The 23,160-nt window shown below is 53.5% G+C and carries 22 protein-coding genes and 1 pseudogene; 11 read left to right on the top strand and 12 right to left on the bottom strand.

The window, feature by feature from the left end; translation table 11 throughout:
* Nucleotides 1-33 precede the first annotated feature (33 nt).
* Nucleotides 34-963 (top strand): annotated as a pseudogene (locus LY264_RS07845) (Rpn family recombination-promoting nuclease/putative transposase).
* A 38-nt stretch (nucleotides 964-1,001) separates the two neighbouring features.
* Here LY264_RS07845 and LY264_RS07840 read toward each other — a convergent pair.
* Both LY264_RS07840 and LY264_RS07835 read right to left on the bottom strand, forming a co-directional pair.
* The gene (locus LY264_RS07840) at nucleotides 1,002-2,198 is read right to left on the bottom strand and encodes a nicotinamide mononucleotide deamidase-related protein YfaY (RefSeq protein ID WP_048224700.1); all 1,197 of its coding nucleotides are present in this window, start codon (nucleotides 2,196-2,198) and stop codon (nucleotides 1,002-1,004) included.
* Nucleotides 2,199-2,277: 79 nt separating this feature from the next.
* Nucleotides 2,278-2,820, bottom strand: coding sequence for a YfaZ family outer membrane protein (locus LY264_RS07835; protein ID WP_048215871.1), 543 nt, complete (start codon nucleotides 2,818-2,820; stop codon nucleotides 2,278-2,280).
* A 317-nt stretch (nucleotides 2,821-3,137) separates the two neighbouring features.
* On the opposite strand from LY264_RS07835, the gene nudI reads away from it, so the two are divergent.
* The 8 genes from nudI to arnF all read left to right on the top strand — a co-directional run bounded on the left by nudI (nucleotide 3,138) and on the right by arnF (nucleotide 11,225).
* Nucleotides 3,138-3,563 (top strand): nucleoside triphosphatase NudI, encoded by a 426-nt coding sequence (gene nudI, locus LY264_RS07830; RefSeq protein ID WP_048215870.1) that lies wholly within the window; start codon nucleotides 3,138-3,140, stop codon nucleotides 3,561-3,563.
* 285 nt (nucleotides 3,564-3,848) lie between these two features.
* Complete coding sequence (gene arnB / locus LY264_RS07825; protein ID WP_048224702.1) at nucleotides 3,849-4,988, top strand: UDP-4-amino-4-deoxy-L-arabinose aminotransferase; 1,140 nt, start codon at nucleotides 3,849-3,851, stop codon at nucleotides 4,986-4,988.
* A gap of 2 nt (nucleotides 4,989-4,990) precedes the next feature.
* On the top strand, nucleotides 4,991-5,974 hold the full coding sequence (gene arnC / locus LY264_RS07820; protein WP_008785329.1) for an undecaprenyl-phosphate 4-deoxy-4-formamido-L-arabinose transferase: 984 nt from the start codon (nucleotides 4,991-4,993) through the stop codon (nucleotides 5,972-5,974).
* Nucleotides 5,971-7,953 (top strand): bifunctional UDP-4-amino-4-deoxy-L-arabinose formyltransferase/UDP-glucuronic acid oxidase ArnA, encoded by a 1,983-nt coding sequence (gene arnA / locus LY264_RS07815; protein ID WP_048224705.1) that lies wholly within the window; start codon nucleotides 5,971-5,973, stop codon nucleotides 7,951-7,953. Before arnC ends, arnA begins: the two co-directional genes overlap by 4 nt.
* Entirely contained in the window at nucleotides 7,950-8,852 is a 903-nt protein-coding gene (arnD, locus tag LY264_RS07810; protein ID WP_048224708.1) for a 4-deoxy-4-formamido-L-arabinose-phosphoundecaprenol deformylase, read from the top strand. The genes arnA and arnD overlap by 4 nt, the downstream gene beginning before the upstream one ends.
* The gene (gene arnT, locus LY264_RS07805; protein WP_071692559.1) at nucleotides 8,849-10,507 is read left to right on the top strand and encodes a lipid IV(A) 4-amino-4-deoxy-L-arabinosyltransferase; all 1,659 of its coding nucleotides are present in this window, start codon (nucleotides 8,849-8,851) and stop codon (nucleotides 10,505-10,507) included. Before arnD ends, arnT begins: the two co-directional genes overlap by 4 nt.
* A complete protein-coding gene (gene arnE, locus LY264_RS07800) occupies nucleotides 10,504-10,839 on the top strand; it encodes a 4-amino-4-deoxy-L-arabinose-phosphoundecaprenol flippase subunit ArnE (RefSeq protein ID WP_003834709.1) in 336 nt (111 codons plus the stop codon). Before arnT ends, arnE begins: the two co-directional genes overlap by 4 nt.
* Nucleotides 10,839-11,225 (top strand): 4-amino-4-deoxy-L-arabinose-phosphoundecaprenol flippase subunit ArnF, encoded by a 387-nt coding sequence (gene arnF, locus LY264_RS07795; RefSeq protein ID WP_048224714.1) that lies wholly within the window; start codon nucleotides 10,839-10,841, stop codon nucleotides 11,223-11,225. Before arnE ends, arnF begins: the two co-directional genes overlap by 1 nt.
* 2 nt (nucleotides 11,226-11,227) lie before the next feature.
* On the opposite strand, the gene pmrD is transcribed toward arnF, so the two are convergent.
* The 9 genes from pmrD to LY264_RS07750 form a co-directional block, all read right to left on the bottom strand.
* A complete protein-coding gene (gene pmrD, locus LY264_RS07790; RefSeq protein WP_032944066.1) occupies nucleotides 11,228-11,491 on the bottom strand; it encodes a signal transduction protein PmrD in 264 nt (87 codons plus the stop codon).
* Between the two features lie 95 nt (nucleotides 11,492-11,586).
* Complete coding sequence (menE, locus tag LY264_RS07785) at nucleotides 11,587-12,966, bottom strand: o-succinylbenzoate--CoA ligase (protein ID WP_249457677.1); 1,380 nt, start codon at nucleotides 12,964-12,966, stop codon at nucleotides 11,587-11,589.
* Nucleotides 12,967-13,007: 41 nt separating this feature from the next.
* Nucleotides 13,008-13,970 carry an o-succinylbenzoate synthase gene (gene menC / locus LY264_RS07780; RefSeq protein WP_048224720.1) on the bottom strand — a complete coding sequence of 321 codons (963 nt, stop codon included), beginning with the start codon at nucleotides 13,968-13,970 and terminating at the stop codon, nucleotides 13,008-13,010.
* Nucleotides 13,970-14,827 carry a 1,4-dihydroxy-2-naphthoyl-CoA synthase gene (gene menB / locus LY264_RS07775; RefSeq protein WP_003027671.1) on the bottom strand — a complete coding sequence of 286 codons (858 nt, stop codon included), beginning with the start codon at nucleotides 14,825-14,827 and terminating at the stop codon, nucleotides 13,970-13,972. The genes menC and menB overlap by 1 nt, the downstream gene beginning before the upstream one ends.
* A 14-nt stretch (nucleotides 14,828-14,841) precedes the next feature.
* On the bottom strand, nucleotides 14,842-15,600 hold the full coding sequence (gene menH, locus LY264_RS07770; protein ID WP_048224723.1) for a 2-succinyl-6-hydroxy-2,4-cyclohexadiene-1-carboxylate synthase: 759 nt from the start codon (nucleotides 15,598-15,600) through the stop codon (nucleotides 14,842-14,844).
* A complete protein-coding gene (gene menD / locus LY264_RS07765) occupies nucleotides 15,597-17,267 on the bottom strand; it encodes a 2-succinyl-5-enolpyruvyl-6-hydroxy-3-cyclohexene-1-carboxylic-acid synthase (RefSeq protein ID WP_048224727.1) in 1,671 nt (556 codons plus the stop codon). The genes menH and menD overlap by 4 nt, the downstream gene beginning before the upstream one ends.
* 87 nt (nucleotides 17,268-17,354) lie before the next feature.
* Nucleotides 17,355-18,653 carry an isochorismate synthase MenF gene (gene menF / locus LY264_RS07760; RefSeq protein WP_071692558.1) on the bottom strand — a complete coding sequence of 433 codons (1,299 nt, stop codon included), beginning with the start codon at nucleotides 18,651-18,653 and terminating at the stop codon, nucleotides 17,355-17,357.
* A 104-nt stretch (nucleotides 18,654-18,757) separates the two neighbouring features.
* Nucleotides 18,758-19,063 carry a stress response protein ElaB gene (elaB, locus tag LY264_RS07755; RefSeq protein WP_003027683.1) on the bottom strand — a complete coding sequence of 102 codons (306 nt, stop codon included), beginning with the start codon at nucleotides 19,061-19,063 and terminating at the stop codon, nucleotides 18,758-18,760.
* Nucleotides 19,064-19,126: 63 nt separating this feature from the next.
* Complete coding sequence (locus tag LY264_RS07750) at nucleotides 19,127-19,588, bottom strand: GNAT family N-acetyltransferase (RefSeq protein WP_048224732.1); 462 nt, start codon at nucleotides 19,586-19,588, stop codon at nucleotides 19,127-19,129.
* Between the two features lie 67 nt (nucleotides 19,589-19,655).
* Here LY264_RS07750 and rbn point away from each other — a divergent pair, with 67 nt between their 5' ends.
* Together rbn and LY264_RS07740 are read left to right on the top strand one after the other, a co-directional pair.
* The gene (rbn, locus tag LY264_RS07745; protein ID WP_048224735.1) at nucleotides 19,656-20,573 is read left to right on the top strand and encodes a ribonuclease BN; all 918 of its coding nucleotides are present in this window, start codon (nucleotides 19,656-19,658) and stop codon (nucleotides 20,571-20,573) included.
* A gap of 64 nt (nucleotides 20,574-20,637) precedes the next feature.
* Nucleotides 20,638-21,642 (top strand): chemotaxis protein, encoded by a 1,005-nt coding sequence (locus LY264_RS07740; RefSeq protein ID WP_032944079.1) that lies wholly within the window; start codon nucleotides 20,638-20,640, stop codon nucleotides 21,640-21,642.
* A gap of 58 nt (nucleotides 21,643-21,700) precedes the next feature.
* On the opposite strand, the gene nuoN is transcribed toward LY264_RS07740, so the two are convergent.
* Nucleotides 21,701-23,158: an NADH-quinone oxidoreductase subunit NuoN gene (gene nuoN, locus LY264_RS07735; RefSeq protein ID WP_003027689.1), complete on the bottom strand. Its 1,458-nt coding sequence runs from the start codon at nucleotides 23,156-23,158 to the stop codon at nucleotides 21,701-21,703.
* Nucleotides 23,159-23,160: the final 2 nt, after the last annotated feature.

Raw genomic sequence — 23,160 nt, 5'->3', positions numbered from 1 at the left:
CACGCCAACTTCTCTTTCTGGTGACGGACTACCATGGCTAAATCCACTACATCTATACCGCATGATGCCGTTTTTAAAAAGATAATGTCTTACCCTGAGATGGCTCGGGATTTTCTGGATATACACCTTCCCATCGCATTACGTGAGATATGTGATTTACAAACGCTGAAGCTGGAGTCCACCAGTTTTATCGAACAGGATCTCCGCGCATACTACTCCGACGTAGTGTGATCACTAAAAACCCGCGAAGGTCAGGGTTATATTTATTGTGTTATTGAACATCAGAGTACCGCGGTACCGCATATGGCATTTCGCCTGATGCGTTATGCCACCGCGGCGATGCAGCATCATCTTGATGCCGGGAATAAAACGCTGCCGCTGGTGATCCCCATGTTGTTTTATCACGGCCAACAAAGTCCTTATCCCTGGTCGCTCAACTGGCTGGATGAATTTGATAATCCGCAACTGGCTCGACAACTGTATTCAGAGGCTTCTCCGCTGGTCGACATTACCGTAATACCTGACGATGAAATCGCGCAGCATCGCGGGGTTGCGCTGCTTGAGTTGATGCAAAAACATATCCGCGATCGTGATTTAATGGGGTTAGTGGACCGCCTGGTCTCGCTATTAATTACAAGCACTGCTAATGACAGCCAGCTACAAACGCTATTTAATTACCTGATACGGTACGGCGACGTTTCTCGCGTCAGTGAGTTTATCCGCGAAGTTTCCGAACGATCCCCCCATAACAAGGAGAAGCTGATGACAATTGCAGAGAGGCTCAGGCAGGAAGGCCACCAAAATGGACTGCAAGAAGGGATACAGCAAGGGTTAGAACAAGGAATGCAAAAAGGTACGCAAGAAGAAGCCTTACGTATCGCTCACATAATGCTGGAACAAGGTATTGATCGTGATTTAGTTCAGTTAATTACCGGGCTATTGCCTGGCGATACCACCGCATGAGCCAGATTGGGAAGGCATTTAGCCTTCCCAATCTGGGATTAAATCGTCAACGACTCAACCACTTCGATCCAGCCGTGTTCGCTAGTGATATCCTGATTGTTAAGCCAGCGGCGCAGCATATTTAGCGCCATCATCGCGCACACTTCCTGACGAATCGCCAGGCTGTAGCGATTTGCATTCAGCCGTACGCGCAAGGCGTGTGTCCCATCAGGCGTGGCCAGCGCAAAGTTAATATGTTCGTTTTCGAAAGCCGATATCGCCAGTGCCAATCCAGCATAATGTTTGCTGCGTCGCTCGGTTATCCAATGCGCCGTTTGCGCCAGCGTTTCTTCCTGGGGCGGAACCACTTCACTCGCCAACAGTGGCGCATTCGCACGAGAAAGCTGCAATGCCACCAGACCACCGGTGAATTGTTCGCTCAGCGTCAGGCTGAATTGCCGTTCTTGCAACGTGCGGGCGATTTGCGCGGGTAAGCCTTCCGTACCTTCAAAAATCATATTCTGCCCGGCAACCCGCTTAACTTCTGGCCACAGCGCCAGCATCGCTTCCCGTTGGGAGTCCGGCCCGGTCAGCTTCAGCTCAATAATTGGCATTGAGGAGCGATAACCCATTGTTACTCCCGGAGGCAACGGGAGCGGATCCAGGCTCTGCGCCAGGTCGCTTTCAGAACGGCCAAAGGTGGTTAATCGCAGGCATAACGGGGGCTGAGCCAAAGAGAAACGCTCACGCAAACGAGGCAGGATCTCATGCTCCACCATGACTTTGAATTCTGACGGTACACCCGGTGTAAAGAACATCAGGCAGCGGTTAAGCTTCAGGGCGAACCCACACGCGGTACCCACCGGATTATTGATAAACTCAGCGCTGGCCGGAAGTTCAGCCTGTTTGCGGTTGCTCGGCGCCATCACGCGGCCACGATCGCGGAAATATCGCTCCATCTCGGCCAGCCATGCTTCATGCAGCACCAGCCCTTCGCCTTTTGCCGTTGCCGCTGCCAGCGCGCTCAAATCATCGCTGGTAGGTCCCAGACCGCCATTAACGATCAGTACATCGGCGTGCTCGCTACGCTCACGCAAAACGGCGACCAAATCGTTAAGATTGTCACCTACCGTGTTGCGGCGTGTTAGCGGTAAACCCTGATTAAAGAAAAAATCGGCCAGCCAGGCGGCATTGGTGTCGACGATTTGTCCGTGCAACACTTCATCCCCTGTGGATAGCATCTCCACGTTTAACATCGTGTTCTCCTGCTTTTATGATGAAAACACTATAACGCATGGAGGGGGGAAGGCGCGACTGAACGCCGCGCCAGAAATGTTAGAAGCTGGCGTTAACCCCAACGTACGGGCCATCAGCAATCGCGTTATCACGGTTGCCGTCTTTGCCTGCCAGGTTCAGGTAACGATAACCGGCTTCGATGCTCAGCGGACGCATAATGGTCAGACGCGCACCGGCATTCGCTTCTTCATAGCTGTCGATACCGCTGGAAAGTGAATCAGGAGAGTAATAATACTCACCAAACAGACGGAAGCTATCGCCAATTGGCCATTGTAAACCACCACCGACAGCAGCAGCATAGCCTTCATCGCCATCGTTTGGATTAGTATAAACACCTTTACCACCAACGGTCGCCATCAGCGGCCCCAGTGGGATATTCAAACCTAAACCCAGCCCGGCAACATCACCGTCGTCATCGTTATGCATCCAGTTACCGCTGACGGCCAGACCAGTACTCTCAGTGCCCATACCGAATCCCAGGTTGGTGTAGTCTTCGCCAGCCTGGCCGCTGATGCTAATCGCGCTCGCCGACGCGGAAACAAACAGCATTCCGGCAAAACCCAACATTAAACTTTTTTTCATTTTCTATCCTTTCCAGCAAGAATCAAAACATAGCCCCAAAACCGATGAATTGTACTGTCAGATGACGAGGAATCAATGAGCTAAAAAAGCGATGCAATGACATATTGTAACTAAATACTACTCACAAGATTTATTTAAGGTTAAATTCTTGTGCCAATTACACCGTTGGACGTCCCAGAACGTCATTTTCAACAAACATCCTGTTTTCCCTGCCAAAGCGCTCTTGATCACCGATGAAACATTTTTTCTGCCGCCAGCAAAAGGTAAGATGCGTGCATGACGGAATTTTCTCTACCTCCCCAACAAGGACTCGACTGATGCGCCAAAGAACGATTGTTTGCCCATTAATTCAAAACGATGGCTGTTATTTACTCTGCAAAATGGCTGATGACCGCGGTGTGTTTCCCGGTCAGTGGGCGCTTTCTGGCGGCGGTGTTGAACCGGGTGAACGTATTGAAGAAGCTCTGCGCCGTGAAGTGAGGGAAGAGCTGGGCGAGCAACTGGTGTTATCAGAAATTACCCCCTGGACCTTCAGTGATGATATTCGCACTAAAACCTATGCTGATGGCAGTCAGGAAGAGATTTACATGATTTATCTTATCTTCGATTGTGTCGCGGCGAATCGTGAAGTGAAGATTAACGAAGAGTTCCAGGCATTCGCCTGGGTTAAACCGGAAGATCTCAGTGCCTACGATTTAAATATCGCCACGCGTAAAACGTTAACCTTAAAAGGGTTACTGTAGGTTATCATTTTAATAACGGCATATAATTAACATTCTGAATAGCGGCATTGCACTCATCAACTTATAGCAAACAGCAATGTCGCAAAAACCTAAAAAAAACACTTAATTTCATTAAGATAAACAAAAAAACGCCTCTATTTAGCTATCGTTCCCAAACCTTAAACTCTTAAGGATAAATTAACCTTCAGTCATTAACCTTTGTAGCCTGATGAAATAATTAACGACGCCCCTGTTTATCACTAAAAATAAAACTTCGGTGGCGTTAAATGGCTTGAAGGAATAATGATGTCTGACTTTTTGCCTTTCTCTCGCCCGGCCATGGGCGCTGAAGAACTTGCCGCAGTGAAGGCGGTTCTGGACTCTGGATGGATAACCACCGGCCCGAAAAATCAACAGTTGGAAGAGGCTTTTTGCCAGCTCACGGGGAATAAGCATGCCGTCGCCGTTTGCTCCGCCACTGCAGGAATGCACATTACGCTGATGGCGCTGGGCATTGGTGCAGGCGACGAGGTCATTACGCCGTCGATGACGTGGGTTTCTACCCTCAACATGATTGTTTTGCTGGGGGCGACGCCAGTGATGATCGATGTCGACCGCGATACGCTTATGGTGACACCTGAGCAAATTGAAGCTGCTATTACCCCACGAACCAAAGCCATTGTTCCAGTACATTATGCTGGCGCCCCCGCCGACCTCGACGCAATTTATGCCATTGGCGAGCGTTATGGAATCCCGGTAATAGAAGACGCAGCCCATGCCGTAGGGACATTGTATAAGGGCCGTCATGTCGGTGCTCGCGGCACGGCAATCTTCTCGTTTCACGCTATTAAAAATATCACCTGTGCGGAAGGTGGACTGATCGTTACCGACGACAGCCAGCTCGCTCAGCGGCTTCGCAGCCTGAAGTTTCACGGTCTGGGCGTTGATGCTTTTGATCGACAAACCTACGGCCGGGCACCACAAGCCGAAGTACTTGCACCTGGATACAAATACAACCTGACGGATATTAACGCCGCTATTGCGCTGGTACAGCTCAATAAGCTGGAGCAACTGAACTCACGCCGGGCGCAAATTGCCCAGCACTATCAAAAAGCGCTGGCTGATACGTCATTTCAACCGCTGGGCCTACCGCAGTGGTCGCACGTTCATGCCTGGCATCTGTTCATCATTCGCGTTGACGAAGCGCGCTGTGGCCTGAGCAGAGATGCGCTGATGGAAGCGCTAAAGGCCAAAGATATCGGCACCGGCCTGCATTTTCGTGCAGCCCATACGCAAAAATATTATCGCGAACGCTTCACTACCCTTTCGCTGCCAAATACAGAATGGAATAGCGCACGCATCTGTTCGCTGCCGTTATTCCCCGACATGACCGACGCTGACACTCAGCGGGTCATTACGGCGCTTCGCGAGATAGCAGGACAATGAGCATGTTTGAAGCCACACCGATTAAAAAAGTCTCGGTTGTTATTCCCGTTTTTAATGAACAGGAAAGCCTGCCAGAGTTAATCAGACGCACCAGCGACGCCTGCGAGAAATTGGGCAAAGACTATGAAATTCTGCTAATCGACGACGGCAGCAGCGACCGTTCCGCTCAGTTGATGATGGACGCCTCTCAGGCACCGAACAGCCATATTGTCTCTATTTTACTGAATCGTAATTACGGACAGCACTCGGCGATTATGGCCGGTTTCAGCCATGTCACCGGAGACTTGATCATCACGCTGGATGCTGATTTGCAAAACCCGCCGGAGGAGATCCCACGGTTGGTCGCCACTGCAGATGAGGGTTTCGATGTGGTAGGCACGGTACGCCAGAACCGTCAGGATAGCGTATTTCGTAAGACCGCCTCGCGTATGATCAACCACCTGATTCAGCGCACTACCGGTAAAGCGATGGGCGACTACGGCTGCATGCTACGCGCCTATCGTCGCCATATTGTCGATGCCATGCTGCATTGCCAGGAGCGCAGCACCTTTATTCCGATTCTGGCCAACATTTTTGCCCGTCGCGCCACGGAGATCCCGGTGCACCATGCAGAGCGTGAATTTGGTGACTCTAAATACAGCTTCATGCGTCTGATCAACCTGATGTATGACCTGGTGACCTGTCTGACCACCACGCCGTTACGTATGTTGAGCCTGCTCGGCAGCGTGATCGCTGCCACGGGCTTTACCTTATCAGTCCTGCTTGTTGTTCTGCGCCTGACGCTCGGCCCGCAGTGGGCCGCGGAAGGGGTATTCATGCTGTTTGCCGTCCTGTTTACCTTTATCGGCGCACAGTTCATTGGCATGGGTTTACTCGGCGAATATATCGGTCGCATCTATAACGATGTCCGCGCCCGCCCCCGCTATTTTGTTCAACACGTTATCCGCCCACAAACCACGCAGTCAACCGAGGAAAACCGCGCATGAAAGCCGTCGTATTTGCCTATCACGATATGGGATGTCAGGGTGTCCAGGCCTTGTTGGATGCAGGTTATGAAATCGCCGCAATTTTTACGCACACCGACAACCCGGGTGAAAAAGCGTTTTTTGGCTCTGTTTCCCGCCTCGCCGCCAGCGCCGGTATTCCGGTTTACGCCCCGGACGAGGTTAATCATCCTTTGTGGATCGAGCGCATTAGCCAACTGGCACCCGATGTTATCTTCTCGTTCTACTATCGCCATTTACTGAGTGAGGAGATCCTCAGTCTTGCGCCTAAGGGGGCATTTAATCTGCACGGCTCGCTGCTGCCAAAATACCGCGGCCGCGCGCCGCTGAACTGGGTATTGGTCAATGGCGAAACCGAAACCGGCGTCACGCTTCATCGCATGGTCAAACGTGCAGACGCTGGCGATATTATCGCCCAGCAGTCTGTCGCTATCTCTTCGGATGATGTGGCGTTAACGCTGCACCATAAATTGTGCCAGGCTGCGCGTCACCTGCTGGAAGAGGCGCTGCCCGCGATTAAAACGGGAGATTATGCAGAACTCTCCCAACAGGAAGCAGAGGCGACCTGTTTTGGTCGCCGCACACCGGAAGATAGCTTCCTCGACTGGAACAAGCCTACTGCGGAATTACATAACCAGGTCCGTGCCGTCAGCGATCCATGGCCGGGTGCATTTAGCTATGTCGGCACGCAAAAGTTCACCGTCTGGTCATCGCGCGTTTGCACAAACGACATTGCGGCCCAGCCGGGCACCGTCATCTCCGTGTCTCCTTTACTGATCGCCTGTGTTGATGGCGCACTGGAGATTATTACCGGACAAGCTGGCGATGGTATTGCAATGCAGGGTTCACAACTGGCGCAAGTTCTGGGTCTGGTGCCAGGTTCTCGCCTGAACAGCCAGTCAGTGACCACCAGCAAACGCCGTACTCGCGTACTGATCCTCGGCGTTAACGGCTTCATTGGTAACCATCTGACCGAGCGCCTGCTGCAAGAAGATAATTACGAAGTGTATGGACTCGATATTGGCAGCGACGCCATTGGGCGTTTCCTGCAACATCCGCGATTCCATTTCGTCGAAGGTGATATCAGCATTCACTCCGAATGGATTGAATATCATGTGAAAAAATGCGACGTTGTGCTGCCGCTGGTGGCGATCGCAACGCCTATCGAATATACCCGCAACCCGCTGCGCGTATTTGAGCTCGATTTTGAAGAAAACCTGAAAATCATTCGTTACTGCGTGAAATACCGCAAGCGCATCATTTTCCCGTCAACCTCCGAAGTCTACGGCATGTGTACCGACAAAGTCTTTGATGAAGACAGTTCGAATCTGATCGTCGGTCCGGTCAATAAACCACGCTGGATCTACTCCGTATCCAAGCAGCTGCTGGACCGTGTTATCTGGGCGTACGGCGAAAAAGAGGGATTGCGCTTCACCCTGTTCCGCCCGTTTAACTGGATGGGACCGCGTCTGGACAGCCTTAACGCCGCGCGTATCGGCAGCTCACGCGCCATTACACAGCTGATCCTCAACCTCGTGGAAGGTTCACCGATTAAGCTGATTGAAGGCGGTAAGCAAAAACGCTGCTTTACCGACATTCGCGATGGTATCGAAGCTCTGTACCGCATCATTGAAAACGAAGGCGGCCGCTGTGACGGTGAGATTATCAACATCGGTAATCCACAGAACGAAGCAAGTATTCAGGAACTGGCAGAAATGCTGCTTTCCTGCTTTGAAAAACATCCGTTGCGTAACCACTTCCCGCCGTTTGCCGGTTTCCGTGACGTCGAAAGCAGCACCTACTACGGTAAAGGTTATCAAGACGTTGAGCATCGTAAGCCTAACATTCGCAATGCAAAACGCTGCCTGAACTGGGAACCGACCATTGAGATGCAGGAAACGGTAGAAGAGACGCTGGACTTCTTCTTACGCAGTGTGGATATCACGGAACACACATCATGACCAAAGTAGGCTTGCGCATTGATGTCGATACATTCAGGGGGACGCGCGAAGGCGTGCCCCGCCTGCTGGAGACATTAAACCGACATAACGTTCGGGCAAGTTTTTTCTTTAGCGTTGGGCCTGACAACATGGGACGCCATCTCTGGCGTCTGGTGAAGCCACAATTTCTGTGGAAGATGCTGCGTTCAAACGCAGCATCACTCTACGGATGGGATATTTTATTGGCGGGAACCGCATGGCCGGGAAAAGAGATTGGCCAGGCCAACGCGGCAATCATTGCACAAACCGCCCAGATTCATGAAACCGGTTTGCATGCCTGGGATCATCACGCCTGGCAGGCGCGAAGCGGAAACTGGAATGACAAACAGCTGATTGATGATATTTCGCAAGGTATCACCACACTTGAAGCCATCATCGGTCAGCCAGTCACCTGCTCTGCCGTTGCCGGATGGCGTGCCGACAACCGTGTCGTCCATGCCAAAGAAGCATTCCATCTGCGCTATAACAGTGACTGTCGGGGAACGTCGTTATTTCGTCCGGTGCTGGAATCCGGGAAAACGGGGACGCCACAAATTCCCGTCACCCTACCAACATGGGATGAAGTGGTTGGTCAGGAGGTCCAGGCGGTGGACTTCAACTCCTATATTCTCTCCCACATCCAGATGAGCAGAGGAACACCGGTGTACACCATTCATGCGGAAGTTGAAGGCATCGCCTTTCATCAGAACTTTGACGAGCTGCTTACTCGCGCCGCGGACATGGGGATGACATTCTGCTCGCTTGGCGAGCTGTTACCTGACGACATCAGTACGCTGCCGTTAGGACAGATAGTACGTGGAAAAATACCCGGCAGAGAGGGATGGCTCGGCTGCCAACAACCGGTGAGTGTGACACCATGAAACCTGCTGCCCGCTACACTCTGGCATTTATCGCTTTAATCGCACTGTATTTTATTTTACCTATCAACAGCCGTATGCTCTGGCAGCCTGATGAAACGCGCTATGCTGAAATCAGCCGGGAAATGCTCAACTCTGGTGACTGGATCGTTCCACACTTTTTAGGGCTGCGTTATTTTGAAAAACCAATTGCCGGATACTGGTTGAACAGCATCGGACAATGGCTGTTTGGCGCAAACAATTTTGGTGTCAGAGCGGGGGCTATTTTTGCCACTTTGTTGACCGCATTACTGGTAGCCTGGCTTGCCATGCGACTGTGGCATGATAAGCGTACCGCCGTACTCTCCTCCGCTATCTTTTTAACGTTTTTTTCGGTTTACAGCATCGGCACCTACGCGGTACTTGATCCCATCATAGCGCTTTGGCTGATGGCGGGCATGTGCTGTTTTTGGGAAGGCATGCAGGCCACCACCAGAACACGCAAAATCATCGCTTTTTTGTTGCTTGGGCTGACCTGCGGTATGGGTGTAATGACCAAAGGTTTTCTGGCACTCGCCGTCCCTGTGCTTAGCGTATTACCATGGGTTTTTGCACAAAAGCGTTGGAAAGACCTCATTCTCTACGGTCTGCTGGCGGTGATCGGCTGCATCGCGATCGTACTACCGTGGGGTATAGCGATTGCACAACGCGAGCCGGATTTCTGGCATTACTTCTTCTGGGTTGAACATATTCAGCGCTTTGCGCAGGATGATGCCCAGCATAAGGCTCCTATCTGGTACTACATCCCGATATTTGTGGCAGGCACATTACCGTGGCTCGGTCTGCTTCCCGGCGCGCTGCGTACGGGCTGGCGTGAGCGGAATGTTCCGCGCAGTGCTCTGTACCTGTTAAGCTGGATTATTATGCCAATTCTGTTTTTCAGCATCGCGAAAGGAAAACTGCCGACCTATATTCTTTCCTGCTTCGCGCCGCTGGCGATATTAACGGCGCGCTTCGGCCTGCAGGCTGCGGAAAAAGACTCAGCATCCCTGCGCATCAATGGCTGGATCAACGTGCTATTTGGTGTCGTCGGCATCGTCGCTACGTTTATTGTTTCCACGCTGGGACCATTGAAGACGCCGGTCTGGTCGCATATCGAAACGTATAAGGTTTTTTGTGCCTGGGGCATCTTTATCATCTGGACGATTTTTGGCTGGTATACGCTAAATAACCGCGAGAAGAACTGGAAATTCGCAGCACTATGCCCATTAGGGCTGGCGCTGTTATTTGGCTTCTCCATTCCTGACCGGGTGATGGAATCTAAACAGCCGCAGTTTTTTGTCGAGATGACCAAAGAATCGCTGGAGCCGAGCCGTTATATTCTCACCGACAGCGTTGGCGTCGCTGCTGGACTGGCCTGGAGCCTGAAGCGCGATGACATCATGATTTACGGACAAACGGGCGAGTTAAAATACGGCCTCAGCTACCCAGATGCTCAAGGCCGCTTTGTCAGCCGGGAAGGCTTTGCCGACTGGTTAGCGCAACATCGACAGCAAGGAAACATTACGCTCGTGCTCTCGATTGATAAGAATGAAGATATTAATCAGCTTGCCATCCCTCCCGCTGACTACATTGATAATCAGGGGCGTCTGGTCCTGATTCAGTATCGGCCCAAATGATCTGGATAGCCTTAGTCCTCGCCAGCCTGCTCAGCGTCTGCGGCCAGTTATGCCAGAAGCAGGCGACCCGACCGGTGTCTGTTCGTGCGCGAAAACGCTACATTACGCAATGGATTGGGCTTGCTCTGGCAAGCCTCGGTCTGGCCATGCTGCTATGGCTGGCGGTTTTACAAAACATTCCTGTCGGTATTGCCTATCCCATGCTGAGCCTTAACTTTGTCTGGGTTACTCTCGCCGCATGGAAAATCTGGCGCGAACCCGTCACCACACGCCACTGGCTGGGCGTTGGGCTGATCATTACCGGCATATTTATTCTTGGGAGCGCAGTGTAATGGGCATATTTTGGGGATTATGTAGCGTTATTATCACCTCTGCTGCCCAGTTGAGCCTTGGCTTTGCGATGGATAATCTGCCGCCAATGCTGCAGCCGCTGGCGTTCATCTCTGCCGTATTCTCTGTCAGTATCGGAGCGTTTGCTTTATATGCCGGATTGACAGGGTATTTACTGTCAGTGATTTGTTGGCATAAAGCCCTACACCAACTCGCGCTGAGCAAAGCCTATGCCCTACTCAGCCTGAGCTATGTGCTGGTGTGGGTTGCCTCAATGATCCTGCCCGGCTGGCAGGGAACATTTTCAGTGAAAGCGCTGGCAGGGGTACTGTGCATCATGGCAGGGCTAATGACGATTTTTCTGCCTTCACGCAAACACCAGCCCTGAGATTACTTATCTTCAGACAGTCGTAACAGACGTTCCCATTCATCACAAATGTACTGTCTGGCATCAATGATCTTAATCACCCGAGATGTATCGCGGTTAATACAATACTGAGCATCCTTCAGCGGCGAAAGAAGATCGCCGGGCTTAATCCGCTCAGATGATTGTGCCTGGGCAAGCATCTTGAGCGAACCACCGCTATCGCAAAGTACGATATAGAGTCTCCCTGCTTTTTTGTGACAGCAGGTCTTCTTCACATGCCATTCCATAGCGCACCTATTGTTAATAAATTTCACAATAGGTTACACATTAGCTCATAAACAAAAGGACAATAGCTGCGGAATGACAGAAATGAGAAATGTAATTAATGTTTTCTTAATGCTAACGATGAAGCGCTTACCCAATCCGACAACGCACGACGCGAGATTTTAATCCCTCCGGCTTTGAGTTCAGGCGGCAATGTCAGCCAACATACCGGTTGTTGAAAGCGGGCCAGCTTATCGTTTACCCACTCAGCCAGATTAGTTTCTCCAGCATTAGCGTCATACTCAATGACCGCCACCGGGCGATGGCCAAACTCTTTGTCTTCAATTGGTACAATAAAGGCCTGCAGAACATGCGGATGCGCTGCAATCACGCGTTCCACTTCTTCCGGCTGTATACCTTCCCCGCCGCTAAAAAACAGATTATCCATACGACCGACAATCGTTAACTTGCCGTCCTTTAGCACGCCGCGATCGCGGGTTGCAAACCAGCCTTCCGCGTTCACTAAAGGAATAAGCTGTCCGTTACGCCAGTAACCTTGCGCCATGCTGGCAGCCCGTAACCAGACTTCATCATCAACGATTCTGACTTCTCTGCCTACCAGAGGGGAACCCACATCTGCCAGACCATCCGCCTCTTTCGCACAGACCGTAGAAGCGAATTCCGTCAGTCCATAACCGCACCAGCAGCGAATCCCCTGCTCGTGCGCCTGCTCCGTCAACTCAACAGGAATAGCCGCGCCCCCCAGCAGCACCGCTTTGAGCGTGACCGGCGTTTTATTGACCAACAAGCGCCACAACTGTGTAGGGACCAACGAGGCATGGGTGCAGCCGACCAGCATTTTCTCCAGCGGCTGCTTGTCGCGCACGGTCATTCGCGCTCCGGCGAACAACCAGCGCCACAAAATACCCTGGCCGGAAACATGAAACAGCGGCAGCGAGAGCAGCCAGTCATCCTCAGCACCAAACGGCATTAATGACAGGACACCCTGCGCGCTTGCCAGATGCGCCTGACAGGTATGAACAGCCGCTTTTGGCAATCCGGTAGAACCTGAAGTTAACGTCATCGTGCTCAAACGTTCAGGCAACCACGCCTCAGCGTGATCGCCTGGCAACGACTGCATCTGTAACGGACTGAGTTCCGGAAGTGCGATAGCGGCCTCCAGATCCAGCGCAAAACGTAGCGTTAAGTCCGGGATAAGCGCATCAAGCAGCGGCTGAGGCAACTGTGGGTTCACAGGTAAAACCCGCGCCCCACATTGCAGCAGCGCGAGCCAGGCCAGCAAAGCGCGCGGATGATTCCAGGCGCGAAGCAGAACACCATCGCCCTCTTCCACGCCCTGAGCGGCAAAACCGCAGGCCAGATGTTCTACACGTGTGCAGAGATCGCTCCAGCTTAATACCTCATCGTTGAGGCGTAAGGCTGGCGCCTTCGCACGAACCTGTCGCCAGTGACGCCACGGCCAGTCACTGAACTGCACCAGGCCCGATAAGCTCACGCTATCGGGCATTTCCTGCTGGATCATAGCAGACGTTCCAGCGCATCAACGTCGATACACGGCAACGTGCTACCCGGCCAGGTGCGAACCTGCTGGCACTGCATCAGACTCAGGGTATCCAGACCCGGAATGGTCTGCGGCGTTAACCAGGCGGCAATTCTCGCCAACTGGGTTAAGCCCAGACTCGACTCAATTGACGAACTAATAACGGCAGTAAGACCAAGCGCATGCGCCGCAGCCACCTGTTCACGGACTTTATCGAGACTGCCAGTCAGCGTAGGTTTGATAACCACGGCCTTGACGCCCTCTTCGGCTTCGAAGGTGAAATCCGCTTCACGCAGACTTTCATCCCAGGCGATGGCAATGCCGGTTTCACGCGCGAAGGTACGAGAATCATCGCGGGTTTTGCACGGCTCTTCGAGGAAGGCAATGCGGCCGCGATACTCTGGATTAACGTATTTTGCGAACTGCTGCGCTTTCAACGGCGTCCAGGCCCGGTTGGCATCAAGTCGCAAATGCAGCTCCGGAATCGCCTCAAGCAGCAGATTGGCTACCATGCCATCACGGACCGCTTCATACAAACCGACCTTGATCTTCGCCACTTTTTCACCCGGCATATCCGCCAGTTGTAGCACCAGATCGTCAGGATCGCCGGTACACAGCGGCGCAGCACGATAGTCTGCGTCCAGTGGCAATACGCCAGCCAGTTCGGCCAGCGCACAGCTTACGCCAAAGGCGACCGAAGGCAGTTGCGGTAAGGAGCCATCCCCTTGCAACCAGCCTTTCACCCAGGCCAGCAGCTCAGTTTGCGCCTCTTCCCAGCTTTCCTGACTGAAGCCCGGCAGCGGGGAGATTTCTCCCCACCCTTCGCTCTCGCCGTCACGAAGACAAATGTACAGCCCGTCACGCGTTTTTAACCGCCTGTCGCGCAGAATCACCCCCGCGTCCATGGGGATCTGCCAGCGGTATACCTGCGCGCTACGCATTACGGATTCCGTTTGAATTTGCTGAAATCAGGCTGACGTTTCTGGTTAAAGGCGTTACGGCCTTCCTGACCTTCTTCCGTCATATAGAACAGCATAGTGGCGTTACCTGCCAGCTCCTGCAGACCAGCCTGACCATCACAGTCGGCGTTCAGTGCGGCTTTCAGGCAGCGCAGCGCCATTGGACTGTTTTGCAGCATTTCACGGCACCAGCGTACGGTCTCTTTTTCCAGATCCGCCAGCGGAACCACTGTGTTGACCAGACCCATATCCAGCGCCTGTTTCGCATCGTACTGACGGCACAGGAACCAGATTTCACGCGCTTTTTTCTGACCGACGATGCGCGCCATGTAGGAAGCGCCCCAACCGCCGTCGAAAGAACCGACTTTCGGGCCGGTCTGACCAAAGATGGCGTTTTCAGCCGCAATGGTCAGGTCACACATCATGTGCAGCACATGGCCACCGCCAATGGAGAAACCTGCAACCATCGCTACTACCGGTTTCGGACAGGTACGAATCTGGCGCTGGAAGTCCAGTACGTTCAGGTGATGCACACCGGAGTCATCCTGGTATCCGCCGTAGTCACCACGCACTTTCTGATCGCCGCCTGCGCAGAACGCTTTGTCGCCAGCACCGGTCAGAATAATTACGCCGATGTTGTCATCATAGCGGGCATCCGCCAGCGCCTGGATCATCTCTTTCACGGTGACCGGACGGAAGGCATTGCGTACCTGTGGACGATTAATGGTGATTTTTGCGATACCGTCGGTGGATTTCTCGTAAAGAATGTCGGTATAGCCTTCAGAGCAATCGTGCCATTCTACCGGTGCGTAAAGCATTGTTTCATCAGGATAGATCATAAAATGTCCTATAGTCAGCGACGCAGAATCTGAGCCAGACAGTCCACTACACCCGCGGGGTTGTCCCGATGCGCGTTGTGTCCGGCATTACGAATCACATGGTTTGGTACTGATATTTCCGCCGCCAGAGCACGGAATTTTTCGTCACGTTCACCACATAAATAATAAAACGGAAATGTGCGCGTCGTGAGTTGCGCACGTAAATCAGGTTGTACGGCAAGCGAGGTGGCCTCCAGCATTGCCGCCAGCGTTTGCCCATTATTCTGGCTACGCAGTGCGACCAGCGCCTCTCTTTGTTTCGCGTTCAGCGAGGAAAAAACGGGCTGTTGATACCAGTCATTAAACACCTCACGTAGCGGCTCTGCGCGAAAACGTGCAGCCCAGCGGCCATCCGAGAGACGACGCTGAACGCGCGCCTCCTCGCTTTGCAGGCCGGGATGTCCGCCTTCAACCACCAGACCACAAAGCCCTGGCATCTCCTGACTGGCCGCCATCATCGCGACTCTGCCGCCAAGAGAGTATCCCACCATCCAGTAGTTAAGTATGTTGTAACTAAGTAAAGTATTACGCAACAAAACGCTGACATCATCGAACCCGCTCACGCTGATGTCAGCGGAGCCACCGTGTCCCGGCAGGTCGATGTATAGCCGCGAATAATCCTGAAACGCTTCGCCGACCGTCTGCCATTCCCGGCAATCGCCAGAGAAACCGTGCAGGAAAACCAGCCAGGGAAATCCCGTCTGCCCCTCTTTCGCCTGCGCATGCAGGATCATAGATGACTTACCTGCGCCAGCAGTTGCTGCAAGGTTTGCGCCCCGTCAGTTTCGTTCACCACCAGCTCAATCATCGTGGCCGCAGGTGTACGCCACGCGTTAGTCAACGCGCTCTCCAGCTGCTCCCAGTTTTCCGGGCGCTGGTATTTAAGGTTAAACATGGCGGCAGCATGCTCGAAATGTACGTTCTGCGGCATCAGATAGAACCGTTCGCGTTCGCTGGCTGGCGTCGGCAGCAGGGAAAAAATCTGCCCGCCGTTATTATTGACCACTATCAGGACAAACGGTGCAGAAACCTGGCGCAATAACGCCAGCGCATTCAGGTCATACAATGCAGATAAATCGCCAACAATCGCCAGCGTCGATTTCGCGCTGGCACGCTGTACACCTGCTGCCGTTGACAGCAGGCCGTCAATACCGCTCGCGCCACGGTTGCTATAGACCGGGTAACCAGCCGGAAGCTGCGACAGCGCATCAATCAGGCGCACCACCAGACTGTTACCCACAAACAGCTGGCCCTGCTCCGGCAAATAGTCGCGGATACGGTGGGCTAGTTGCGCTTCACCAAACGCCTCACGACGGGCTTCTACCGCCTGCCAGGCCTGTTGCGCCAGACGAGGGATCTCAATACACCAGGGCTGACGTTTCTCCGCCGGATGCAGCTCCAGCCAGTCGCCAACTTTCGCCACCAACCTGCGGCCGCGATGATGGGCCGGATCGAGGCGGCCTTCGATATTATCGACAATCCAGTATTCCTGCGGATCGCAGCTCGCCTGCCATTGCAGCAGACGTTTTCCGGTCAGGCTGCTACCAAGCTGCACCACAATCTGCGCCTGCTGCAATTCAGCTACCGCTTTCGCATTTCCCAGCCACAGGTCGGCGCACGGCAGCGGTTGTCCGGTTTGCGACAGAACATCACCAATCAGCGGCCAGCCTAACGTCTGCGCCCACTGCGCAACCTTCTTACCTTCTTCCGCGCTCATGCGGCCCGCAATGACTACGCCGCGTTTTTGTCGCCAGAAAAACCAGTCGAGTTGTTTGTCGCTTTCCAGCCGACGCGCTTCTCGCAGCCAGGGTTTATCGTCCTGCCACCAGTCGCCGAGGCGCTGCTGCCAGGCAATCCCCGTTTCGTCCATATCGCCATACAGCGGTTCCGCAAACGGGCAATTGATATGAACCGCCCCGCTATGCAGGGCAGCTAACGCATTATCAATCGTGGACACCAGCCAGCTTGCCGGAATGTCCTGAGTCGGACGCGGTAAAGAGAGCGTTTGCGATGGATGCGAGGCAAACATTCCGGCCTGACGAATCGCCTGGTTCGCGCCACAGTCGATAAGCTCTGGCGGTCTGTCCGCGGTAAGTAAAATCAGTTTTTCACCGGTCAGGCCCGCTTCGATCAACGCGGGATACAAATTCGCCACCGCGGTACCGGACGTCACAATCACGGCGACAGGCTGCCGGCTGACTTTTGCCAGACCTAAAGCCAGATGCCCAAGACCGCGCTCGTCAAAATGGGTGTGGTGGATGAATGCGGGGTTTTCCGCTGCCGCCAGCGTCAACGGTGTAGAACGAGAGCCAGGGGCAATGCAGACATGCCTGACGCCGTGGCGAGTGAGTGCTTCCAGAATGACCGCCGCCCAGCGTCGGTTAAATGCGCTTACTGACATGAGATTGTCCGGTATCAATATTGCGACACAGTATAGAGAATCGAATAAATGGATTTTTGATATGAATCGGAAATATACACGAAATCACTATCCTTCCATCTGTAATAAAGTACGTAACCCTGCCGCTTTATTGTCTATTTCTTGCCATTCCTGCTCAGGATCTGAGCCACGTACAATCCCTGCCCCGGCATACAGGCGTACCACGTTTGCGCTAATTTTCGCTGAACGCAATGACACACAAAACTCGCTTTGGCGCAAAGAAAGATAACCCGCTGAACCGGCATACCACTCGCGTTCAAAGGGTTCATTTTGTTGGATGAATTCACGCGCCAGCTCACGCGGAATACCGGCAACTGCCGCCGTGGGCTGAAGCTGCATCAGGCAAAGCATATCGTCGGCCTGATTCAGTTCCGTCCAGATGCAACGGCGCAGGTGCTGCACTTTACGCAGCCTGAGCACCTGCGGTGGCAGCACATCGAGAGTTTGCGTACAGCCTTGCAGACGCTGGCAAATATCTTCGACCACCAGCATATTCTCGCGCTGGTTTTTATCATCTTTCATTAGCCAGTCGCCCAATTGCCAGGCCCGATGATCCTCAGGGTGATTGGCCACGGTTCCGGCCAGCGCCTCGGTGCGCAGCGCCGTGTCACGCCGTCGATACAGACGTTCAGGGGAAGAGCCAAGAAACGCGCACTCTGCAGAGAATGCCATAAAGAAATGGTAGCAGTTCAGGTTCAAGCGACGGCTGGAGGCCATCACGGCCGCGGCATTAACCGACTGAGAAAACTGTAAGTCGGTCGCCCGCGCCAGCACCACCTTCTCAAGCGCTTCCGCATTGATTGTTTGCGTGGCGAGTTTTATCAGATCTGTCCAGCCTGCTTTATCCGGCCAGTTCTGTTCTCCCGTCAAATGCAGGCGCAATGCGGGTAGCGGCTTTACGTTGGCGAGCGATGAAATTAACGCCATCGCCTGCGCGGCGTCTTCACGCAGCGACACGTCGCTATAGAGATGTAAGCGTAAGCTCGCCGCCCCGGCGCAACGTCGCCATTCCAGCCGTGGCAATAACAAATTACCGCGCTGGGGCTCAAAGGCATTCAGGCCCCAGATACGCAGGTCGGGATGATTATCATGCTGGCGTAAAAAGTGCTGAGCTGATTCCAGCGAGGAAAATGCGGCGACAGCGCCCAAAACGGCGGCTTCTTCGTCGCCGTTACGCTGCTGCCAGTAAAACTGGGGCCAGACGGGTTGACTGGCCAGCCATCCTAAAGCATCAAACGCATCATTCAGTGGGAAAGGTATATCGTAAATACGAATTCCAGGTGCTGCCGGTATCTCTTGCGACAAATGACGCATCAGACTTTCCAGCGCAGTAGTGATTGAATGCACGCGGACCTCTCCCTGTTAAAAACCTCACATTATACGGGGTACTGAGCAGAAAAAGCAGTACCCCCAGTTAGGGAGTACGTACAAATGCGCTGACGGAATGGAATTTATCGCCGTGCTAACAATAATCCCATCACTAAACCGACCGTGGCACCAACGCCAATTCCGCGCCAGGGTTTTTCATGCACATAGTCATCGGCCCGGCAAACGGCTTTTTTCGCGCGGTAATAATAGCTGTCAGAGGCGTGGCTGACGCGATTTCTCACCTCTTCTAACGCCCGCTCTGCCCGCGCTTTTAACTCAAGGTATTTTTGATCGGCTGGATCGCCGGAAGAACGCAGCACCTCCTCCAGCGTTTCACTCAACAATTCCAGATCATCATCGATGCGTGATTCATAAGAATGAAAAGACATTTTATTCTCCCTTTCTATTGACGTACCCGCTAACTATAGACAATCAGGCGTGTTTGCGCCTGTTTATGCCTGATGCGCTTCTCGCGCCATGCCGATGTGCGGAATACCGTCTTCGTCATAGATATCCGTGACCGGAACAAAACCAAAGCGCGCATAGAACGATTGCAGATGGGCCTGCGCCCCCAGATACAGCGCCTTATGCGGCCAGTGCTGGGTACAGGATGCCAGCGTTTGGTTCATCAGTTGCTGCCCCAGTTTTTCACCACGCAGCGCTTCGCTTACAATCACCCGGCCAATGATCACCGGCTCCAGCTCGTCATCGCTTTTCAGAATCCTCGCATACGCCACCAGCTCATCGTTATGCCAGCCCAGAATGTGCCGGTTTTCCCCAACCAGGTCATCACCATCCACATCCTGATACGGACACTGTTGTTCAACAACAAACACCGCACAGCGAAGCTGAAGAATGGCGTACAGCTGCTGGGTATTGAGCTTTGCATGGTGGAGATCTTGCCAGTGGATCATTGTCTGCCCCTTTGTTGTGATAACCTGAACACCCTGCCTTGTTGATGGCGAAAAGTGTAACGCGAAGATGGAATTACTATTTTTAGGCACGTCTGCGGGTGTCCCCACGCGCTCCCGCAATGTAACGGCAATTTTACTGAATCTGCAACACCCGACTCAGGCGGGGCTGTGGCTTTTTGATTGTGGTGAAGGAACGCAGCATCAGTTGCTGACCACGCCGTTTAACCCGGGAAAACTCGATCGTATTTTTATCAGTCATCTGCACGGCGATCACCTGTTTGGTTTACCGGGGCTGCTGTGCAGTCGTTCAATGGCCGGCAACGTCCAGCCGCTGACGCTTTACGGCCCGAAGGGGTTGCGAAAGTTTACCGAAACCGCATTGCGTCTGAGCGGCTCCTGGACCGATTATCCGCTGGATATTGTAGAAATCACCGCGGGAGAGATTGTGGATGACGGCCTGCGAAAAGTAACGGCTTACCCGCTGGCGCATCCGCTGGAATGCTACGGTTTTCGCATTCAAGAGCACGACAAACCGGGTGCGCTTGACGCCAATGCCCTGAAGGCGGCAGACGTTAAAGCGGGCCCGTGGTTTCAGGATTTGAAAGCCGGAAAAACCATCGTGCTGGAGGATGGTCGAGCGATTAACGGTGCCGATTTTCTTTCCCCGCCCACCAGGGGAAAATCAGTCGCTATTTTCGGTGACACAGGACCCTGCGCGTCCGCCATTGAACTGGCTCGAGGTGTAGATGTCATGGTACACGAAACCACGCTGGACGCTTCGATGGAGGAAAAAGCCAACAGCCGCGGGCACAGCTCAACCCGACAAGCCGCAAAGCTGGCGCTGGAGGCCGGAGTGGGACGCCTGATCATGACCCACGTTAGCTCACGTTACGATGAAAAAGGCTGTCAGCGATTACTCGAAGAGTGCAAAGCAATATTTCCAGACACGGAACTGGCTCACGATTTCGCCATTTTCACCGTTTAACGCTCTATTTTTCCGCCTCAGTGCCGATAACAGTGGAAAGGCTGGCTTTCACACTGAGGACAGGATGAACAATTTCCAGAAAGATATTGATGACAGGACAAACCTAACCCTGTCTAACCGTTTTGAACTGCTGCTGTTTCGCCTCGGCAAATCTGTTGAGGAGCAGAAATCAGAGCTGTTTGGCATCAACGTATTCAAGCTGCGTGAAATCGTGCCGATGCCGACCTTTACGCGTCCGGCGGGTATGAAGGCCCCGTTACTGGGTATGGTTAACATTCGCGATCAGGTGATCCCGGTGATTGACCTGCCCGCCGTCGCGGGCTGTAAGCCAGAGACCGGACTCAATATTCTGTTGATCACAGAATATGCCCGCAGCGTCCAGGCTTTTGCGGTGGAGTCAGTGGAAAATATTATGCGCCTGGACTGGCAACAGGTGCATACCGCCGAGAAAGCCGTCAATGGTCGCTATATCACCAGTATCGCTTGCCTGGACGACAACAAAGAGACCAACAACCTGGCGCTGGTACTCGACGTTGAGCAGATCCTGTACGACATCGTACCGGCGAACCACGACCTGCGCGCAACCGATCTGAAAACCAATAAATTCAACATCACGCCGGGTGCGGTGGCGATTGTGGCTGATGATTCCAAAGTGGCCCGCGCAATGCTGGAAAAAGGGCTTAACGCCATGGAGATCCCGCATCTGATGCATGTAACAGGTCAGGATGCGTGGGAAAAAATACAGCAGCTTTCCGCAGAAGCGCTGGCGGAGGGCAAGCCTGTCAGTGAGAAGATCGCTCTGGTTCTCACCGATCTCGAAATGCCGGAGATGGACGGTTTTACGCTTACCCGTAAGATAAAAACCGACGAACGTCTGAAGAAAATCCCGGTCGTTATCCACTCTTCGCTTTCCGGTAGCGCGAACGAAGATCACGTTCGCCGAGTAAAAGCGGATGGCTACGTGGCCAAATTCGAAGTCAATGAGCTTTCTTCAGTGATCCAGGAAGTGATGGATCGCACAGCGAAAGGCATCAGCGGTCCGCTGGTGAGCCGTCAGCTATTAAACTGACCGTATTTCACGCATAAAAAAACCCGCCAAGGCGGGTTTTTTCGTTTCTGCATTTCGTTTACATCAGCGGAGTCGCTAACTGCACAATGCTGATCAGCGGTTGCGGGTAAATACCCAGCACCAGTACCAGCAGGGCAGAAATCAGCACTACGATACCGCCCGCGCTGTACTGCCAGTTGGACGGCGCATCGCGGTTCAACTGCTGCGGTGCGCTCAAGTACAGGCTCACCGCAACACGCAGGTAGTAGTACAAACCAATCGCGGAACCGACCACCACCGCGGCAACCAGCCACCACAGGTTAGCCTGTACACCGACGGCCAGTACGTAGAACTTACCGATAAAGCCCAGCGTCATCGGGATACCTGCCAGAGACAGCATCATCACCGTCATCACTGCCGCGAGGATCGGACGATGCCAGAACAGACCACGGTAGGAGAACAGAGAGTCTGCATCCGGACCGCGGTACGGGCTGGACATCAGGCTGACCACACCGAACGCGCCGAGGCTGCTGAACAGGTAACCGGCCAGGTAAACGCCAACCGCTTCCATCGACATCTCGCCGCTCTGCAGAGCAATCAGCGCCACCAGCAGGTAGCCGAGGTGAGAGATAGAAGAGTAACCGAGCAGACGTTTAATATTGGTCTGGCTCAGCGCCATCAGGTTACCGAAGATGATGGAAGCAAAGGCAATCACGCCCAGTACGATACGTACCGCTTCGCTATCCCCTACCGGTGCGTACAGGAACAGACGCATCACCACGCCGAAGATAGCGATTTTGCTCGCCGTCGCCAGGAAAGTGGAAACCGGAGCAGGAGCGCCCTGGTATACGTCTGGCGTCCACAGGTGGAACGGAACCAGCGAGAGTTTAAAGCCGAGGCCAACAATCATCAGACCGAAGCCCGCCAGCAGCAGCGGTTCGTGCAGCATGCCGTCGCCGAGGCTCTTACCGAGCGCAACAAACGACAGATTACCAGACTGCGCGTACACCAGCGCCATACCGAACAGCAGGAAGGAAGACGCTGCGGCAGACAGAATGGTGTATTTGATACTGGCTTCCAGCGAACGTTTCTGACGGAACGCATAGCCAACCAGACCAAACAGCGGCAGAGAGATCAGCTCAATACCAAGGAACAGCGCCGCCAGATGGTTAGCGTTAGCCAGCAGAATACCGCCAAGTGCGGCAATCAGCACCAACAGGTAGAACTCTTCCCGGTTGTCATCGTAGCCTTCCAGCCACGGGTAAGCGAAGGTACAGGTGGCAAGACTCGCCAGCAGCACCAGCCCGGTGTAGAGCATGGCGAAACCGTCAACCCGCATCAGCGGGGTGACGTCCATGGCGCCCGCCTGGCCAACAAACCAGAGCGAAACAAGCGCGGCGTTAAGCCCAATAACCGACAGCGTGGCATTGAGGAAGTGATTGCGTCGCCACGCAATGGAGAGCATCACAACCACCACCGTCAAGCCGACGATCAGCAGCGGTAGCAGCGCAATCAGGTGTTGTGGAGTTATTGTCATGG

The sequence above is a fragment of the Citrobacter portucalensis genome (assembly GCF_023374935.1).
GTDB classification, from domain to species: Bacteria; Pseudomonadota; Gammaproteobacteria; order Enterobacterales; family Enterobacteriaceae; genus Citrobacter; species Citrobacter portucalensis.
The sequence above is the reverse complement of the archived record's forward strand: the minus strand, read 5'-3'. Positions and strand labels throughout refer to the sequence as shown.

Coding starts and splice junctions, on each gene's coding strand:
- LY264_RS07740 (WP_032944079.1), top strand. CDS start 20,638: ATGAACAATTTCCAGAAAGATATTGATGACAGGACAAACCTAACCCTG.
- nudI (WP_048215870.1), top strand. CDS start 3,138: ATGCGCCAAAGAACGATTGTTTGCCCATTAATTCAAAACGATGGCTGT.
- LY264_RS07840 (WP_048224700.1), bottom strand. CDS start 2,198: ATGTTAAACGTGGAGATGCTATCCACAGGGGATGAAGTGTTGCACGGA.
- arnD (WP_048224708.1), top strand. CDS start 7,950: ATGACCAAAGTAGGCTTGCGCATTGATGTCGATACATTCAGGGGGACG.
- pmrD (WP_032944066.1), bottom strand. CDS start 11,491: ATGGAATGGCATGTGAAGAAGACCTGCTGTCACAAAAAAGCAGGGAGA.
- menD (WP_048224727.1), bottom strand. CDS start 17,267: ATGTCAGTAAGCGCATTTAACCGACGCTGGGCGGCGGTCATTCTGGAA.
- menH (WP_048224723.1), bottom strand. CDS start 15,600: ATGATCCTGCATGCGCAGGCGAAAGAGGGGCAGACGGGATTTCCCTGG.
- elaB (WP_003027683.1), bottom strand. CDS start 19,063: ATGTCTTTTCATTCTTATGAATCACGCATCGATGATGATCTGGAATTG.
- rbn (WP_048224735.1), top strand. CDS start 19,656: ATGGAATTACTATTTTTAGGCACGTCTGCGGGTGTCCCCACGCGCTCC.
- arnE (WP_003834709.1), top strand. CDS start 10,504: ATGATCTGGATAGCCTTAGTCCTCGCCAGCCTGCTCAGCGTCTGCGGC.
- arnB (WP_048224702.1), top strand. CDS start 3,849: ATGTCTGACTTTTTGCCTTTCTCTCGCCCGGCCATGGGCGCTGAAGAA.
- menC (WP_048224720.1), bottom strand. CDS start 13,970: ATGCGTAGCGCGCAGGTATACCGCTGGCAGATCCCCATGGACGCGGGG.
- menB (WP_003027671.1), bottom strand. CDS start 14,827: ATGATCTATCCTGATGAAACAATGCTTTACGCACCGGTAGAATGGCAC.
- arnA (WP_048224705.1), top strand. CDS start 5,971: ATGAAAGCCGTCGTATTTGCCTATCACGATATGGGATGTCAGGGTGTC.
- LY264_RS07835 (WP_048215871.1), bottom strand. CDS start 2,820: ATGAAAAAAAGTTTAATGTTGGGTTTTGCCGGAATGCTGTTTGTTTCC.
- arnT (WP_071692559.1), top strand. CDS start 8,849: ATGAAACCTGCTGCCCGCTACACTCTGGCATTTATCGCTTTAATCGCA.
- arnC (WP_008785329.1), top strand. CDS start 4,991: ATGTTTGAAGCCACACCGATTAAAAAAGTCTCGGTTGTTATTCCCGTT.
- arnF (WP_048224714.1), top strand. CDS start 10,839: ATGGGCATATTTTGGGGATTATGTAGCGTTATTATCACCTCTGCTGCC.
- nuoN (WP_003027689.1), bottom strand. CDS start 23,158: ATGACAATAACTCCACAACACCTGATTGCGCTGCTACCGCTGCTGATC.
- LY264_RS07750 (WP_048224732.1), bottom strand. CDS start 19,588: ATGATCCACTGGCAAGATCTCCACCATGCAAAGCTCAATACCCAGCAG.